This window comes from Rhizobium zaerense, from assembly GCF_051810725.1.
GTDB lineage: Bacteria > Pseudomonadota > Alphaproteobacteria > Rhizobiales > Rhizobiaceae > Rhizobium > Rhizobium leguminosarum_I.
The window spans coordinates 1676948-1691749 of sequence record NZ_CM132690.1 but is presented as its reverse complement, the minus strand read 5'-3'; the positions used below and the strand labels follow the sequence as shown (position 1 = coordinate 1691749).

Below are 14802 nucleotides of genomic sequence, written 5' to 3'. Positions count from 1 at the left end.
GCGGACTGAAAGCCGATGGTGCGCCGATGCGCTGGATAAGCCACCGTCGGATGAACGGCAGCTTATCCAGCGGACAGGGTCAAACCTTCAACTCGCGTCGCTCGCGCTCGGTCACCATCGCAAGGTCGAGCACCTTCTGCAGGTTGGCGGCGTGGCGGAAGTTCGGGTCCGGCTGGATGCCGCTTGCCACGGCCTCGGCAAAACGCTCGTAGTTGGTCGCCACCGGTTCAACCTCGATCTTCGTCCAGGTCGCGGTTTCGACATCCTCGCCGAGGCAACCATGCAGCTCCGAACCGCTGGGACGATGGATGACCTCAAGGCTGCCCCTCTCGCCATAAATGCGCAACTTCAACTCGTTCAGATGCCCTGTCGCCCAGCGGCTGGCATGGATGACGCCGAGCGCGCCGTTGGCGAAATCGACAGACATGGTGAAGCTGTCATTGGCATCGAGCAGATATTCGCCGATCTGGCCGCCCGGCGCCTTGTTGAAGGTCTTCAGCCGCGCAAAGACGTGATCGATGTCGGTCGCCGCGCCATAGGCGGCGAAATCGAGAATATGGATGCCGACGTCGCCGAGCACGCCGTTCGAACCATGGCCGGTGGAAAGCCGCCACAGCCAGGTCGATTCCGTGCGCCAGTCGCCCCAGGCGCGCGACACCAGCCAGCTCTGGAGATAGGAGGCTTCCACATGTCTGATCGTGCCGAGCTCGCCAGCAAGCACCATCTCACGGGCGCGCTGCAGCGGCGCGACGTTGCGATAGGTGAGGTTGACCATGTTGATGACGCCGGCCTTTTCGGCGGCCTCCGTCATCTCCAGCGCCGTCGCATAGTTCTCCGCCAGCGGCTTTTCGCAGAAGACGTGCTTGCCCGCAGCAATCAGCGCCATCGTCGTCGGGTGATGGATGCGGTCTGGCGTGACATTTGTCGCCGCATCGAATTCACCCCAGGCGATCGCCTCCTCCAGCGAAAGAAACCGCTTTTCGATGTTGAACTTGTCGGCGAAGGCCGAAAGCCGTTCGGGGTCGGTGTCGACGGCGCCGACCACCGTCACGCCGTCGATGAGGGGGAAGCGGGCGAGCTGGTTATTCGCCATCACCCCCGTGCCAAGAACGAGTAGTCGCATGGATGCTCCTCAGCGGTAACCGGCTTCGCCGGCCTGGTGCAGTCTCGGGCCGCGTTCGACGATCGGCTCCAGTGCTTTTTCTACCGGCACATTTGGAGCGTCGGTGATACCAGTCAACGCCCCCTCAGGGCTATAGGCCCACTTCACGCCGTTGATCAGCACCTTCTGCACATTGACGTCGTGATAGGTCGGATAGGTCTCGTGGCCGGGGCGAAAATAGAAGATGTTGCCGGCGCCACGGCGCCAGGTCAGGCCCGAGCGGAACACTTCGCCGCCCTGGAACCACGAGATGAACACCGTTTCAAGCGGTTCCGGCACCGAGAACTGCTCGCCGTACATTTCCTCGTTCTCGAGTTCGAAATGCTCGCCGATGCCGGCGGCGATCGGATGGCGCTGGTTGATCGTCCACAGACGCTCGCGCTCGCCAGCCTCGCGCCATTTCAGCGCGCAGGGCGTGCCCATCAGCCGCTTGAAGATCTTGGAGAAATGGCCGGAATGCAGCACGAGCAGGCCCATGCCTTCCCAGACGCGCTTGGCAACCCGCTCGACGACGACGTCGGCGACCGCGCCGTGATCCTTGTGGCCCCACCAGGTCAAGACGTCGGTATCGGCAAGGCGGGCTTCGCTGAGGCCGTGCTCCGGCTCCTGCAGCGTCGCTGTCGTCGCCGAGATACTTGGATCGGTGTTCAGTGCGTTGGCGATCGTCGTGTGCATGCCCTCGGGATAAATACTCCGGACGACGGCATTGGTATTCTCGTGGATATTCTCTCCCCAGACGACGGTGCGAATGGCCATGATGTGCTCCTGTAGAACCTGGAAGTATCGATAGGCGGGAAGTCAGGATTCAAAGCGCTTTGGAAAACGGCGCCGACTGCGCCTCGTCTCCTCCACGTCCAAGGAACACATAGACCTTTGTCAGTATTTTGACAAAGGGGAAAATTTATCAGCTGGAGGCGGAGGATCCGCCTACCAATATCGTAGCAATATCAATGCGAAACGGATTTCGAGAACAGATTGACGACGATAACGCCCGATATGATCAGCCCAAGCCCGACGATTGCCGGAAGGTCGAGGCGCTGCTTGAAGAACACCAGACCGACCGAGGAAATCAGCACGATTCCCAAAGCGCTCCAAATCGCATAGGCGATACCGACGGGGATGCTCTTCAGGGTCAACGATAGGCAATAGAAGGCAGCCGCATAACAGGCGAGGACGAGTGCCGTCGGCCCGATGCGGGTGAACTGCTGCGACAGTTGCAGCGCGGTCGTGCCGATGACTTCGAGCACGATGGCTGCAAACAGCAGCCCGTAGACGGCGGCCTGGCTCATGGCGAATTCCTTTTCGAATTACTTGCCGGTCAGTTCGACAAGGCGATCGATGAGATCCCGCCTCAGAACGCCGCTGATATCATGGCTTTCCAACGTATCTGCGAACCAAAGTCCGTCGGCGGCGAAACGCACGACTTGTGCGTCGAGGGAGGAGTCGGTGCCGATATATTCCTCCGCCCGCGCCTGCACCCATTGGCGCCACCGAAGACGCAGCCGGGGTTCGGCAAGAAGCGCGATCGTCACCTGCGTCCAACTCCGGGAATCGTCGGGACGATCCTTGAGACCGGATACCGCCCTGAGATAGGCGCGGGTGAAGCGGCCCTGCGGCAGCGGATCGCCGCGCATCAATTCCTCTATATCGGCGTCGAACTTTTCGAGCAGGCTTTCAAACAGGGCATCGAGCAGCGCATTCTTCGTCGGAAAGTGATGCAGCAGCCCGCCCTTGCTGACGCTGGACGCAGCGGAAACCGCATCGAGCGTGACGGCGGCCATGCCTTCGCTGGCAGCAAGGCGCGCGGCGACATCCAGCAACTGCTGGCGCACGAGGGCGGGCTGCTTCTTGCGACGATGAGCGTTCGACATGCAAATAAAAGATACCGTCCGGACGGTTTTGTCAAGCAGAATCGGCGACTACCCTGCCGGCATTATGCGCGAAATGCCGCGGCACCTTGATGACAGTTGCGATCATTTTCCGCCCGGTGCATGAAGAGGCCGGGGTTGGTCCAGGCAGTGGGGATGGTTCCGTGACGGAGAAGGTCACCACCTTATATCAGGCGATCGGCGGCGATCCGGTCGTGCGGGCGCTGACGCACCGCTTCTACGAGCTGATGGACACGCTGCCGGAGGCGAGCAACGTGCGCGCCGTGCATCCGCCGAGCCTTACGGGCAGTGAAGTGAAATTCTACGAATATATGAGCGGTTATCTCGGCGGCCCGCCGCTCTATACCGACAAGCGCGGCCATCCGCGCCTGCGCAGCCGCCATTTCGTCGCCGAGATCGGCCCTGTCGTGCGTGACGAATGGCTGCTCTGCTTCCGCCGCGCACTGGACGAGACGATCGCAAGCCAAGCGCTGCGCGATCTCATCTGGGCGCCGGTGGAACGGCTCGCCTATCACATGCAGAACAAGGAATAGCCGATGCGCCTCAATGACCGTTTCGTGCCGCTGTTTTACTTGTTGTCGGGCCTGTTCGGCTTTGCCGGCGTGGCGCTTGCGGCAGCGGCTGCGCATGGCGGTGGCGATGCCCACCTGCTCGCCTCGGCCTCGGCAATGTGCCTGGCGCATGCGCCTGCCTTGCTGGCATTGGCGCTCGCCGCCGACAGAATCAATACCGCCTGGCTGGCCGGTTTGCTGATTGGCATCGGCACGCTGCTCTTTTCAGGCGATCTCGTTTCGCTGCGTTTTGCCGGTTCCGGCCTATTCCCGATGGCCGCCCCGACCGGCGGTTTCGCCATGATGTTCGGCTGGCTGGCCGTTGCCGCCGGAGCGGTTTTTCGCGTCCGGGCCTAGGATTGTCGGTTCGGCATAGCGCTCTGCCGATATTGCTCAGGGGCTTAATGAAGGTTCACAGAGTAGATATACCATCGTAGATACCATCCCGAGGAATGGCTGGGGCCCGCGGCTTGCTCCCTCTTCTCCCCTCGGGGAGAAGGTGGCCCGAAGGGTCGGATGCAAGGGGGCCGCACGGCACGCCATCCATTATTGCCCTTCGCTTACTCTCAGTGCATTCGCGGCTTAGCCGCTCACCCTCTCATCGCCTCGCTATCGCTCCGGCACTTCTCCCCGCTGGGGAGAAGAGACCTGTGGCAGCGCCTCAGGCTCCTTTCTCCGCCGGAGTTGAGAGAGAGCAAAAAATCAAGATTTTAGCGAAGAGCCAAGTCGCTCTTAATCAACCGCAATTAGATCCCATCAACCACGTTGAAGCCCTCGAAGATCGGCGGTCCCTTGTAGATCGCCTTGTGATCGCCGGCATTGCGGTGCGCCGCACGAAAGCTCTCGGACTTCGTCCAGCTCTGAAAATCCGCTTCGCTTTTCCAGACCGTGTGTGAGGAATAGAGCGTATAGCCCTCCTCTTCGTTGACCTTGCCGCGCAGCAGGCGGAATTCGACGAAACCGGGCACCTCGGGCAGGCTGGAATCGCGATTGCGCCAGACCGTCTCGAAATCGCCTTCGCTCCCGGTTGCAACCTTGAAGCGGTTCATTGCGATATACATGGAATCTCCCTACGCCTTCCTCTTGCCCGCCCTTGCAGAACGCAAGGGAAAGGCGAGAACATTATCGCCGTTTGCCGCTGCTGGGCCAAGCGGTCTTGTTGTCGCTTCCCCGGGCATGCGCGCTTCCCAGGTCGGGAACAGCGTCACATTCTGGTAGATCTGCTGGCGTTCAGCATGCTGCTGGAAAAGTTCGTAAAGTTCGGGCACGAGGCCCTCGCCTGTCTGCGCGGCGAGCTTATGCAGGCCGATCATGGTGAAGCCGTCGGGGCGCTGGTCGTTCATCGGGAATTGTCTCGTTCGTTCATCGTCTGCAGCGCACGCTCCAGGCTGGACTTGCTGCCGTTTCGAAGTGGGATGAAGGCCTTGCCGAACTTCTTGCAGCCGGTCTTCACGCGCAGGCAGGCATCGTGGCTGATACAGTCGATCGGGCAGAACACGCAGTCGACCGAGGGAAGGACGGTATCGATGCGGGAAACCGCTTCACGCAGCCCGCCGTCGTGATGAATGAGCTCGGCACCGAAATTGCTGCAGATCTGGCGAAGATGCGCCACCTGGCAGTCGCGGCCACCGACATAGAGGAAACTGCGGCCATCCAGTTTGGATCGCCCGGAGGGTGCCTGACCAGCGTCCTCGCCCGCGCTGTCGCGGACCTCCCGGTTCGAACCCTTCTTGCCCTTGCGAGCCATATGCCACCCGTTCGCTCGTTGATCGTCACACGATTTCTGCGTGTGCGAGCGGACCTTATTAAACTTGATTTTTACAGTAAAGTATAAAGTTGATGATTTTTATCATATTTATTGGACCGTGATTGGCAAGGAGGCAAAGCTCCTTCCACCTCCACCGGGCGTAGCCCCAAACGGTGCTGCGCGGCGGACAGCATCGATGGCGAGTTGATCGATTTCGGGAACACCAGATCCACTTACCACGCGAACCGACGTCAGGCCGCCACTGCCATTCACCGAAAAAGTGACGACCACAGTGCCCTCGACACCACGAGGTGTTCTGATCGCACGGCGAATACGGCTGCGGACCTTGCCGTCGTAATTGGCTTTGGCCGCGGTTCCGACCCCATCATTGTTGCCAACGGCACGCGAATTGCGATCCGATTGAGCCGACGGATCACCCTCGGCCATACCCTGCTTCGCGTCCTGCTGCGCCTCCCCCCGCGAACCGGCGACCTTTTTCGGCGGGCGCTTCTTCTCGACCGGTTTCGGCTTTTCCTGCGTCACCACCTTTGGTTTCGGCATTGGCGTCACGATCTCTTGCGGCACCTCGGGTTCTGGCTGAACCTCCACTGTTTCAACCGGCTTTACCGTCCGAGGCATCTCTGCCGTGACAGGCTGCACTTCGGATGGTTGAACTTCCGGAGGAACCTCATCGGCTGGCTTCTGCTCTTCCGGGGTGACGGTCGACATCGGCTGCGCGACTGCCGTTTCAGCCGGCACCTCGGAAACCAGAATCTCTGGCTCCACTGCGGTCACGGATTCCGGCGATACGCGCGTCACCTCCTGAGCCGGAGCCGGCCGAACCGGATCCTGCGTCTCTACAGGCGACACCTCGGACGGCTGCAAGGTTTCGGGTTGAGGTTCGGCCATTTCCGTAGGCTGGATCGTGTCAGGCTGAACAGCTTCTGCAATAATTTCTTCCTGCACTGTCACTTCGGTCTCGCCGGCGGCAGCCTGATCAATGTCCGAATTGCCATACATGACGACGCTCACCGCATCGCCTGCTTCCTCGATCGCCTCCTCCTGCGCCTTGGGGAAGGCAGTGATCAATACAGCGGCCAGCGTCGCGTGGAAAATCAGCGAACCAACGCAGGCAAGCGCCACCCGTCGCCGCACCGGCTTCTTCTCGTCCTCCTGCTTTTCCACCGCCGCATCCATCGGCGGCGCAGGAACGGAGGCTATCGGCTCGGCTTCCGGATGATCGGGAAAGGAGGGTATCTGCGCGAAACGCGCATAGTGGACCACAGCCTCGCCGGCCGGCTGCCGCTGCACGTTGCGCAGGTCGGAAAGCTCATGGCCGGGATGCATGTTATTGTCGTTCAGACCGCCGTCAGCGTCCGGTTCCCCGATGAGCACCTGTCTCGATCTGGTCTTCGCTGAAATTGCCATTTGTATGCCTCGGACAGCCTGAAACATGTCGGCCGGGGTTCATCCCCGGCGTATCCTCAAAGCGATTCCAGGAAAGGTGTGAAGCGGCTTTCCGTCCGGAATTGCGTAAAAACAAACGGATAGAGCGGTTCAGCGCTTCCGTGAAAAGCTGAACCGCTCTACCCCTCGAAAGGAACGGAAATCTGCGAACGGGTGACGAGACCCTTCATGCATTCACCCGCCGCCGGGCCATCGCAGACCGGCGTGTCGTTGATGATGATACGCGTGACCGTCTCGCACTTCACATTCGGCATATCGAACTGGCGCACGCGCTTCTTGCCCTGCGGTAGATCGCGGAAGTCGAGCACGGTGATGCGGTCGACGGCATTCTTGTCGTTGAAGAAGGCGAGCTCGAAGGAGATCTTGTTGATCGGCGCCTGAAGATTGTTCTCGGCGATGAAGGTCATCATGCAGCCCTTTTGCGACGGCGCCAGAGCGTTGAGTTCGATATCGAGCTTGGCGGTTGCCGCATCCTGCGCCTGGCATACGCTTGAAACCGCCGTCATCATGCCGGCCGCAACAGCCACAAACCTAACCGTCATCATCTTCTCCGCCGTTGTTGCGAACCGCCGCCAGGCGGCTTCATATCAGCAATCTCAAAAACTTGACTATAATAGTCTCCTATTGCATCTTTAAAAAACCATGAGTAAGAAAGTCAAGATAATTGTCATCACAACCGGGGATCCCGATCACCGGCCTCACGGAATTGCCAACCGAAATGATGGTTGAAAAGCCAGATAACTTTAAGCATGTGCCGCTGCAGAGCGAACCTGCGGCGCAGCACCGGATCGTCGAAAGCGCGGACCTTTTCCGCGGCACCAACGAGATCATGATTCGACACGACGGCTTGGTCTACCGCCTGAAGATCACCCGTCAGGGCAAGCTCATTCTCAATAAGTAGGGTAGGACATGACCGAACAGACAAGACCGACGCCAGCCGAAATCCGCGCGTTTCGCGCTGACAATCCGAAGATGCGCGAGCGCGATATCGCCGCCCAGCTGAAGATTTCCGAGGCAGCCCTCGTCGCCGCCGAGACCGGCATCAGCGTGACACGCATCGATGGCAGCGCGCTGAAGCTCCTCGAGCGCGTCGCCGGGCTCGGTGAAGTGATGGCGCTGTCGCGCAACGAAAGTGCCGTGCACGAGAAGATCGGCGTCTTCGAAAACATCAAGAGCGGCGCGCAGGCCGCGATCGTTCTCGGCGAGAACATCGACCTGCGCATCTTCCCGAGCCGCTGGGAGCATGGTTTCGCCGTATCCAAGAAGGATGGCGATCAGGAGCGTCTCAGCCTGCAATATTTCGGCAAGGCCGGCAACGCCGTGCACAAGGTGCACCTGCGCGCGAGCTCGAATGTCGAGGCCTATCACGCGATCGTCGCCGAGTTGAAGTTGCAAGACCAGTCGCAGGAATTTGTCGAGGCTGAAACCTCGAACGCCGCCGATGAGACCGCCGACATCAGCCGTGACGAACTGCGCGACAACTGGAGCAAGCTCACCGATACGCATCAGTTCTTCGGCATGCTGAAGCGCCTGAAGATCGGCCGCCAGGCGGCCGTGCGCACTGTCGGCGACGACTATGCCTGGAAGCTCGACATCAGCGCCACGGCAGAGATGATGCATGCCTCTGTGAAATCTGGCCTGCCGATCATGTGCTTCGTCGCCAATGACGGCATCGTCCAGATCCATTCCGGCCCGATCTTCAACGTGCAGGCCATGGGTCCGTGGATTAATATCATGGACCCGAGCTTCCACCTGCATCTGCGCCAGGATCATATTGCCGAGACCTGGGCCGTGCGCAAGCCGACCACGGACGGCCACGTCACCTCGCTGGAGGCCTACAACGCCGAAGGCGAGATGATCATCCAGTTCTTCGGCAAGCGGCAGGAAGGTTCCGACGAACGCGCCGCATGGCGCGAGATCATGGAAAACCTGCCGCGGGCAGCAAGCGTGGCAGCATAAGGATCGCAACGATGACGATGCGTAACAATCTGCGCCGGATCCGTGCTTGGGAACTGGCCCTGACGGCGGCCGTCATGGCGCTGCCGCTGATCCCGATGGCGCCGACGGTCGAAGGCTTCGCCTTCATCCGCGCCGCCCATGCTGACGAAAAGAAGCTCGACACGTCGCGCCTGGTTTCGGTCGGCGGCGACATTACCGAGATCGTCTATGCGCTCGGAGAGGAAAGCCGGCTGATCGCCCGTGACACGACGAGCATGTATCCGGAGGCGGCGCTGAAGCTGCCCAACGTCGGCTACATGCGCGCGCTCTCGCCGGAAGGCATCCTCGCCATGAACCCGACGGCGATCATTGCCGTCGAAGGTTCAGGCCCGCAGGAGGCGCTGACCGTGCTGAAGAATGCCAGCGTGCCCTTCGAGACCGTGCCGAGCGCCTTTACCCGCGACGGCATCATCGCCAAGATCGACCGTGTCGGCACGCTGCTTGGCGTGCCCGACAAGGCCAAGGCGCTAGAAGAAAAGGTCGCAGCCGATCTCGACGCGATGATCGCCGACGCCGAAAAGCGCCCGAAGGCCGAGCGCAAGCGCGTTCTCTTCATCCTCAGCGCCCAGAACGGCCGGATCATGGCATCAGGCACCGGCACGGCCGCCGATGGCATCGTCAAGCTCGCCGGCGCCATCAACGCCGTTGGCGCATTCCCGGGTTACAAGCCGCTGACGGACGAGGCGCTTATCGAAGCCAAGCCCGACATCATCCTGATGATGAACCGCGGCGATGACGCCGGCACCAAGAGCGAAGACCTGCTGGCTCAGCCGGCGATCGCGCTGACGCCGGCAGGCGAGAAGAAAGCGATCATCCGAATGGATGGCGTCTACCTGCTCGGCTTCGGCCCGCGCACTGCAGCCGCCGCGCGTCAGCTCAACACGGCGATCTACGGAGGCTGATCATGGCCCTGCCGCTTGCAATGACGGAACGAAGGCGACCATTCCCTATGCCGGACATCCGCGAAATCAGGCAGGCGGGCGACAGGACGCGGCTGGCCTTGCTGGTGATCGCGCTGCTCGTCGCCGGCTCGGTCTTCTCGATGCTGTTTTCGGTGACGACAGGCGCCTCGGATGCCTCGATCCTCGACGTCATCAGCAACATGGCCGGTTCCGAGATGGCGCTCAGTACGCGTGACCGGATCATCATCTTCGATATCCGCCTGCCAAGGGCGATCCTCGGCTTCTTGATCGGCGCCTCGCTTGCCGTCTCCGGTACGGTGATGCAAGGCCTGTTCCGCAATCCGCTGGCCGATCCCGGCCTCGTCGGCGTTTCCTCCGGTGCAAGCCTCGGCGCAGTCGCGATGATCGTACTCGGCAGCGGCATCGCTGCTCCGCTCCAGGTGCTTCTCGGCATCTACGCTCTGCCGGCGGCCGCCTTTGGCGGCGGCCTCGTCACGACGCTACTGCTCTACAGGATCGCCACCCATCGTGGCCAGACCTCGGTGGCGACGATGCTGCTTGCGGGCATCGCGCTCGGCGCACTCGCCCTCGCCATCACCGGGCTGCTGATCTACATGGCCAACGACCAGCAGCTGCGCGACCTGACCTTCTGGAGCATGGGTTCGCTTGCCGGCGCCACGTGGACGAAGATCGCCGCCGCCAGCCCGATCATCCTGTTGTCCTTCACCACCCTGCCCTTCATGGCCCGCGGCCTCAATGCCATCACGCTCGGCGAGGCGGCCGCCTTTCATATGGGCGTGCCGGTGCAGCGGCTGAAGAATGTCGCGATCGTCGGCGTCGCCGCAGCGACCGGCGCGTCCGTCGCTGTCAGCGGCGGCATCGGTTTCCTCGGGATCGTCGTGCCGCATATCCTGCGCATGGCGATCGGCCCCGATCATCGTTTCCTGCTGCCGACAGCAGCTCTTCTCGGCGGCTCCCTGCTGATCTTCGCGGACGTCCTGGCGCGCACCCTGGTCGCCCCGGCCGAGCTGCCGATCGGCATCATCACCGCGGCGGTCGGCGGGCCGTTCTTCCTGTGGATCCTGCTGAGGCAGCGTTCGCGCCTTGCCCTGTGAGTGACCCCGTGAGTGACCCCCGTGAGTGACATTGAGATGATCGAAATTTCCGGCGTCTCCGTGCGCCTTTCCAGCAAGACCATCATCAGCGACGTCACTTTCACGGCAAGAGCCGGCGAGCTGACGGCGATTGCCGGGCCGAACGGCTCCGGCAAGACGACGACGATGAAAGCCATCTCCGGCGAACTTGCCTATGGCGGCTCGGTGCGCATCGGCGGCGACGAGGTGAGGGCTCTGAAGCCCTGGCAGCTTGCTGCCGTTCGCGGTGTCCTGCCGCAGGCAAGCACGATCTCCTTTCCGTTCACCGTGCGCGAGATCGTCCGCATGGGCCTGACTTCGGGCCTCGACCTGCATCCCGACAAGGCCGAGCAGACGGCCGCCGCAGCACTTGCCTCCGTCGACTTGAGCCGCTTCGAAGGCCGTTTCTATCAGGAGCTCTCCGGCGGCGAGCAGCAGCGTGTGCAGCTTGCCCGCGTGCTCTGCCAGATCGCCGAACCCGTCGTCGACGGCAAGCCCTGCTGGCTGCTGCTCGACGAACCGGTCTCGAGCCTTGACATTAGCCACCAGCTGACCATCATGACGCTTGCCCGCAATTTCTGCGAACGTGGCGGCGGTGTCATCGCCGTCATGCACGATCTCAACCTGACGGCGCTCTTTGCCGACCGCATTGTGCTGATGAAATCCGGCCGGCTCGCCGCCGCTGGCAGCATCGGCGAAGTGCTGACGAACGAAACGATGCTCTCGGTGTTCGGCTGCGCGCTGCGGATCAACCAGGTACCGTCAGACGGCACGCCCTTCGTGCTCGCCCACAGCGCCGTTTCGCGCTCCTGAGCACCGCGCGAGCGGAACTTTTGATCGCCCGGCACGTTTCCGGCATGATCTGGGTCAATGCCGAGCGATATCATTCATGCAACGGACGGTGGTGACCCTCGTGCGAAACAGGCGGGCTTGTGCGCGCCCCAGCCAATGGAGACAGCCATGAGCTATTCTATCTTCCAGTCCGGCCGCAGCCGCCGCAACGGCACCTTCCACAATCTGGAATCCGGCATCGAGGAACAGATCGAAGCGTTGCGCGACGAACTCGCAGAACTGACGCGCCTCGTTGGCAAGAGTTCGCGCCACCAGGGTGAGAAAATCCGTAGTCAGGCCGGCGCCGGCTATGAGGAACTGCTCGGCCGCAGCGAGGATCTGCTGCGCGAATTGCAGCACGGCTATGAGCGTGGAGCGACGGAAATGCGTGAGACGGTGCGCAAGCATCCCTTAGCGACCATCGGCGCTGCAGCCGCTTTCGGCCTTGCCATCGCCTTCCTCGCCCGGCGCTGAGGAAGCGCGATGCTCTTCTCGATCCTCGGCCTGCTGACGGGCGCAAGCGTGCACCGAACCGTCGCGCGCGCCAAGCGCAATGGCATCTTCATTGCGTTTGCCGTGCTCTTCCTCCTTACTGCCTACGCGCTGGCTGTTACCGCCGGCGCCATCTGGCTCGCCGGCATATATGGCCCGGTCGGCGCTGCTCTTTTCCTGGCCGCCTGCGCGCTGCTGATCGCCATCATCGCGCTGGTGGTAATGTCGATCATCAACGCCCGGGAAGCCCGCCGCACCCGGGAACGCCGCGCGGCGCTGGAATCGCTGGCAACGGTCGGGCTCGGCCTTATCCGCGCCCAGCCGCTCCTGACCGCCGGTGTTTTGGCGGCAATTGTCGCAGCCAATCTGGTGGGATCGAAGCGCGAGGATTGATTGAGGAGACGGCAACAGGCGGCGGCCCCTCACCCTAGCCCTCTCCCCGTAAAAACGGGAAGAGGGGACGCGCCATACGAGACGCGAGAGAGGGGCGGAGAGGTTGCGGCATATCCCCTTCGCCCCGTTTACGGGGAGAAGGTGGCGGCAGCCGGATGAGGGGCGGATCCACAATCATATCAATGATATAGTCGACAACGCAAAAAAGCCCGCTCCCCGACGGGCGACCGGCTTGCTTCCCAAGTGTAACTCTTTCAGAATGCGAAGGCCTTCGACGTCAGCGGCGCCGAGGTGGCGTCGGGGCCGAAATCGGCCTCGCCTGATATCTGCAGCAACTCCTGCAGCCGCTGCCGGGCTCGGTTGACGCGGCTCTTGATGGTACCCACGGCACAGCCGCAGATTTCGGCCGCCTCCTCGTAGGAAAAACCCGAGGCGCCGACGAGGATGATTGCCTCGCGTTGATCCGGCGGCAGCTGGTCGAGCGCCTTCTTGAAGTCCTGCAGATCGAGCGCGCCATATTGCGAGGGGTGCATCGCCATCGATTCAGTGAACAGCCCGTCGCTGTCCTGCACTTCGCGACCGCTCTTGCGCATCTGGCTGTAGAGTTCGTTGCGCAGGATCGTAAACAGCCAGGCCTTCATATTGGTGCCCATCTCGAAATGATCCTGTTTGGCCCAGGCTTTCATGATGGTGTCCTGGACGAGATCGTCGGCACGGTCGTGCCGCCCGATGAGCGAGATCGCGAAGGCGCGAAGACTTGGGAGTGCCGCCAGCAGTTCCCGCTTGAAGCTGGGTTGCGATTTGTCTTCCATGCGGCGATCCTATTCGGCCATCTTGGCAGAAGCCATCATTTCAGCATGGTCGAGCTTTTCGAGAAGGTCGAGAAAACGATCGGGGATCGCCTCACCCTGTGCGGCCGCATAAAGCGACCGCAGCCTGACGCCGATCTGATTGTTCGGGTCTAGGATGTCGCTCGCCCGCAGCTCCAGCTTTCGCTGATCGGCTGCTTCTTTCTTGCGTGTAGTCATCAATTCGTCTTCTCGCCGGTTGTCTGTCCAGAGTATGATGCCGAAAAGTGTGGGCGGTTTTCGGATGACATCATGCCCTAACTTTCTAATTTAGAACAGGATTCGGATTTTAGGCCGACCCGGCCGAAAATCATCCTGTTCTAGGGGCGTGGATGGGATCAATCACGATTTCAACCAGCGACATCGAACGTTCGATTGTCGATATCGCTGGTATTTGCCGCTGCATGGGTCAAAACGCTACGCCCTTTCTTCGTCGGCTGGAATAATGCGGCGCGACGAAAAAAGTTCCTGTCATTCCGGAACTTTTTTATGAAGGCAGCGTTAACCGCTCATTGAAGCCAATGCCGGTCTGCATTCAGGAGCCATTAATGACACTTTCTACTCGAATTGCGCCGCACCTTCCTTATCTGCGCCGCTATTCCCGCGCCCTTACCGGCACTCAGACTTCGGGCGACGCTTACGTCGCCGCCGTTCTCGAAGCCATCATCGCCGATCTGTCGATTTTCCCGGATACGGCGAATGACCGGGTCGCACTCTACAAACTGTTCACGCAACTGTTTGGTTCCACCGCAGTCCAGATTCCGGAGCCGACCTCGCCCTATGCCTGGGAGCAACGCGCCACGCTGAACCTTTCCAAGGTTTCGCCGCGCGCCCGTCAGGCCTTCCTGCTCGCCTCCGTGGAGAATTTCCGCGTCGCTGAAATTGCCGAAATCCTGGAAACCGAGGAGCAGGATGTCGTGCAGCTGCTCGACGTAGCGTCGCAGGAGATTTCCCGTCAGGTCGCAACCGATATCATGATCATCGAGGACGAACCGCTGATCGCCATGGATATCGAGCAGATGGTCGAGAGCCTCGGCCATCGCGTCACCGGCATTGCCCGTACGCATGCCGAGGCCGTGGCGCTCTACAATAAGACCAAGCCGAGCATGGTGCTGGCCGACATTCAGCTTGCCGACGGCAGCTCCGGTATCGACGCAGTCAACGACATCCTCAAGACGTCGAGCGTGCCGGTGATCTTCATCACCGCTTTCCCGGAACGCCTTCTGACCGGCGAGCGCCCGGAACCGACTTTCCTTGTCACCAAGCCCTTCAATCCGGACATGGTCAAGGCACTGATCAGCCAGGCTCTTTTCTTCAATGAATCGACCAGAGTGGCCGCCTGAGACGTAATTTTCCGGCTTTCGGAACCAAATCGCCAAAACAGGCGTT

Annotated in this window: 21 protein-coding genes; 10 read left to right on the top strand and 11 right to left on the bottom strand. The window is 61.3% G+C overall.

Features of this window, described 5'->3' with window-relative positions; all coding sequences use genetic code 11:
• Positions 1 to 79: 79 nt before the first annotated feature.
• From ACS4RR_RS08025 to ACS4RR_RS08010, 4 genes are all read right to left on the bottom strand, one after another.
• Positions 80 to 1123 (bottom strand): Gfo/Idh/MocA family protein, encoded by a 1044-nt coding sequence (locus ACS4RR_RS08025; protein WP_260109255.1) that lies wholly within the window; start codon positions 1121 to 1123, stop codon positions 80 to 82.
• Positions 1124 to 1132: 9 nt separating this feature from the next.
• On the bottom strand, positions 1133 to 1918 hold the full coding sequence (locus tag ACS4RR_RS08020) for a ThuA domain-containing protein (protein ID WP_260109256.1): 786 nt from the start codon (positions 1916 to 1918) through the stop codon (positions 1133 to 1135).
• 191 nt (positions 1919 to 2109) lie between these two features.
• Complete coding sequence (locus ACS4RR_RS08015; protein ID WP_017965776.1) at positions 2110 to 2451, bottom strand: DMT family transporter; 342 nt, start codon at positions 2449 to 2451, stop codon at positions 2110 to 2112.
• Between the two features lie 18 nt (positions 2452 to 2469).
• Entirely contained in the window at positions 2470 to 3033 is a 564-nt protein-coding gene (locus ACS4RR_RS08010) for a TetR/AcrR family transcriptional regulator (RefSeq protein WP_260109257.1), read from the bottom strand.
• Positions 3034 to 3194: 161 nt separating this feature from the next.
• Between ACS4RR_RS08010 and ACS4RR_RS08005 the strand changes: the two genes are divergently transcribed.
• Entirely contained in the window at positions 3195 to 3584 is a 390-nt protein-coding gene (locus ACS4RR_RS08005; protein ID WP_026154315.1) for a group II truncated hemoglobin, read from the top strand.
• 3 nt (positions 3585 to 3587) lie between these two features.
• Positions 3588 to 3959 carry a DUF423 domain-containing protein gene (locus tag ACS4RR_RS08000; protein WP_017965779.1) on the top strand — a complete coding sequence of 124 codons (372 nt, stop codon included), beginning with the start codon at positions 3588 to 3590 and terminating at the stop codon, positions 3957 to 3959.
• A 389-nt stretch (positions 3960 to 4348) separates the two neighbouring features.
• Here ACS4RR_RS08000 and hmuQ read toward each other — a convergent pair whose 3' ends face one another.
• The 5 genes from hmuQ to ACS4RR_RS07975 all read right to left on the bottom strand — a co-directional run bounded on the left by hmuQ (position 4349) and on the right by ACS4RR_RS07975 (position 7358).
• Positions 4349 to 4663, bottom strand: coding sequence for a heme-degrading protein HmuQ (gene hmuQ, locus ACS4RR_RS07995; protein WP_017965780.1), 315 nt, complete (start codon positions 4661 to 4663; stop codon positions 4349 to 4351).
• A gap of 9 nt (positions 4664 to 4672) precedes the next feature.
• Positions 4673 to 4945 (bottom strand): hypothetical protein, encoded by a 273-nt coding sequence (locus ACS4RR_RS07990; protein ID WP_003542206.1) that lies wholly within the window; start codon positions 4943 to 4945, stop codon positions 4673 to 4675.
• Positions 4942 to 5349, bottom strand: a complete 408-nt coding sequence (locus tag ACS4RR_RS07985; RefSeq protein WP_017965781.1) for a DUF2325 domain-containing protein — start codon at positions 5347 to 5349, stop codon at positions 4942 to 4944. Before ACS4RR_RS07985 ends, ACS4RR_RS07990 begins: the two co-directional genes overlap by 4 nt.
• A 108-nt stretch (positions 5350 to 5457) precedes the next feature.
• Positions 5458 to 6777, bottom strand: a complete 1320-nt coding sequence (locus ACS4RR_RS07980; protein ID WP_260109258.1) for an energy transducer TonB family protein — start codon at positions 6775 to 6777, stop codon at positions 5458 to 5460.
• A gap of 158 nt (positions 6778 to 6935) precedes the next feature.
• Positions 6936 to 7358: a hypothetical protein gene (locus ACS4RR_RS07975; RefSeq protein ID WP_026154316.1), complete on the bottom strand. Its 423-nt coding sequence runs from the start codon at positions 7356 to 7358 to the stop codon at positions 6936 to 6938.
• A gap of 176 nt (positions 7359 to 7534) precedes the next feature.
• Between ACS4RR_RS07975 and hemP the strand changes: the two genes are divergently transcribed.
• The 7 genes from hemP (at position 7535) to ACS4RR_RS07940 (ending at position 12565) form a co-directional block, all read left to right on the top strand.
• Positions 7535 to 7717 carry a hemin uptake protein HemP gene (gene hemP, locus ACS4RR_RS07970; RefSeq protein WP_012758649.1) on the top strand — a complete coding sequence of 61 codons (183 nt, stop codon included), beginning with the start codon at positions 7535 to 7537 and terminating at the stop codon, positions 7715 to 7717.
• A gap of 8 nt (positions 7718 to 7725) precedes the next feature.
• Positions 7726 to 8775: a hemin-degrading factor gene (locus ACS4RR_RS07965; protein ID WP_017965784.1), complete on the top strand. Its 1050-nt coding sequence runs from the start codon at positions 7726 to 7728 to the stop codon at positions 8773 to 8775.
• An 11-nt stretch (positions 8776 to 8786) separates the two neighbouring features.
• Positions 8787 to 9716 (top strand): heme/hemin ABC transporter substrate-binding protein, encoded by a 930-nt coding sequence (locus tag ACS4RR_RS07960; RefSeq protein ID WP_260109259.1) that lies wholly within the window; start codon positions 8787 to 8789, stop codon positions 9714 to 9716.
• A 2-nt stretch (positions 9717 to 9718) separates the two neighbouring features.
• The gene (locus ACS4RR_RS07955) at positions 9719 to 10831 is read left to right on the top strand and encodes a FecCD family ABC transporter permease (RefSeq protein WP_260109260.1); all 1113 of its coding nucleotides are present in this window, start codon (positions 9719 to 9721) and stop codon (positions 10829 to 10831) included.
• Between the two features lie 36 nt (positions 10832 to 10867).
• Complete coding sequence (locus tag ACS4RR_RS07950) at positions 10868 to 11662, top strand: heme ABC transporter ATP-binding protein (RefSeq protein WP_017965787.1); 795 nt, start codon at positions 10868 to 10870, stop codon at positions 11660 to 11662.
• A 147-nt stretch (positions 11663 to 11809) separates the two neighbouring features.
• The gene (locus ACS4RR_RS07945) at positions 11810 to 12154 is read left to right on the top strand and encodes a DUF883 family protein (RefSeq protein ID WP_017965788.1); all 345 of its coding nucleotides are present in this window, start codon (positions 11810 to 11812) and stop codon (positions 12152 to 12154) included.
• Between the two features lie 9 nt (positions 12155 to 12163).
• Positions 12164 to 12565: a hypothetical protein gene (locus tag ACS4RR_RS07940; RefSeq protein WP_222280950.1), complete on the top strand. Its 402-nt coding sequence runs from the start codon at positions 12164 to 12166 to the stop codon at positions 12563 to 12565.
• A 254-nt stretch (positions 12566 to 12819) separates the two neighbouring features.
• Here the strand turns inward: ACS4RR_RS07940 and ACS4RR_RS07935 are convergent, their stop codons facing one another.
• Positions 12820 to 13377, bottom strand: a complete 558-nt coding sequence (locus ACS4RR_RS07935) for an RNA polymerase sigma factor (protein ID WP_003542247.1) — start codon at positions 13375 to 13377, stop codon at positions 12820 to 12822.
• Between the two features lie 9 nt (positions 13378 to 13386).
• On the bottom strand, positions 13387 to 13593 hold the full coding sequence (locus ACS4RR_RS07930) for a NepR family anti-sigma factor (protein ID WP_017965790.1): 207 nt from the start codon (positions 13591 to 13593) through the stop codon (positions 13387 to 13389).
• 368 nt (positions 13594 to 13961) lie between these two features.
• Here ACS4RR_RS07930 and ACS4RR_RS07925 point away from each other — a divergent pair, with 368 nt between their 5' ends.
• Positions 13962 to 14756 carry a response regulator gene (locus ACS4RR_RS07925; RefSeq protein ID WP_017965791.1) on the top strand — a complete coding sequence of 265 codons (795 nt, stop codon included), beginning with the start codon at positions 13962 to 13964 and terminating at the stop codon, positions 14754 to 14756.
• Positions 14757 to 14802: the final 46 nt, after the last annotated feature.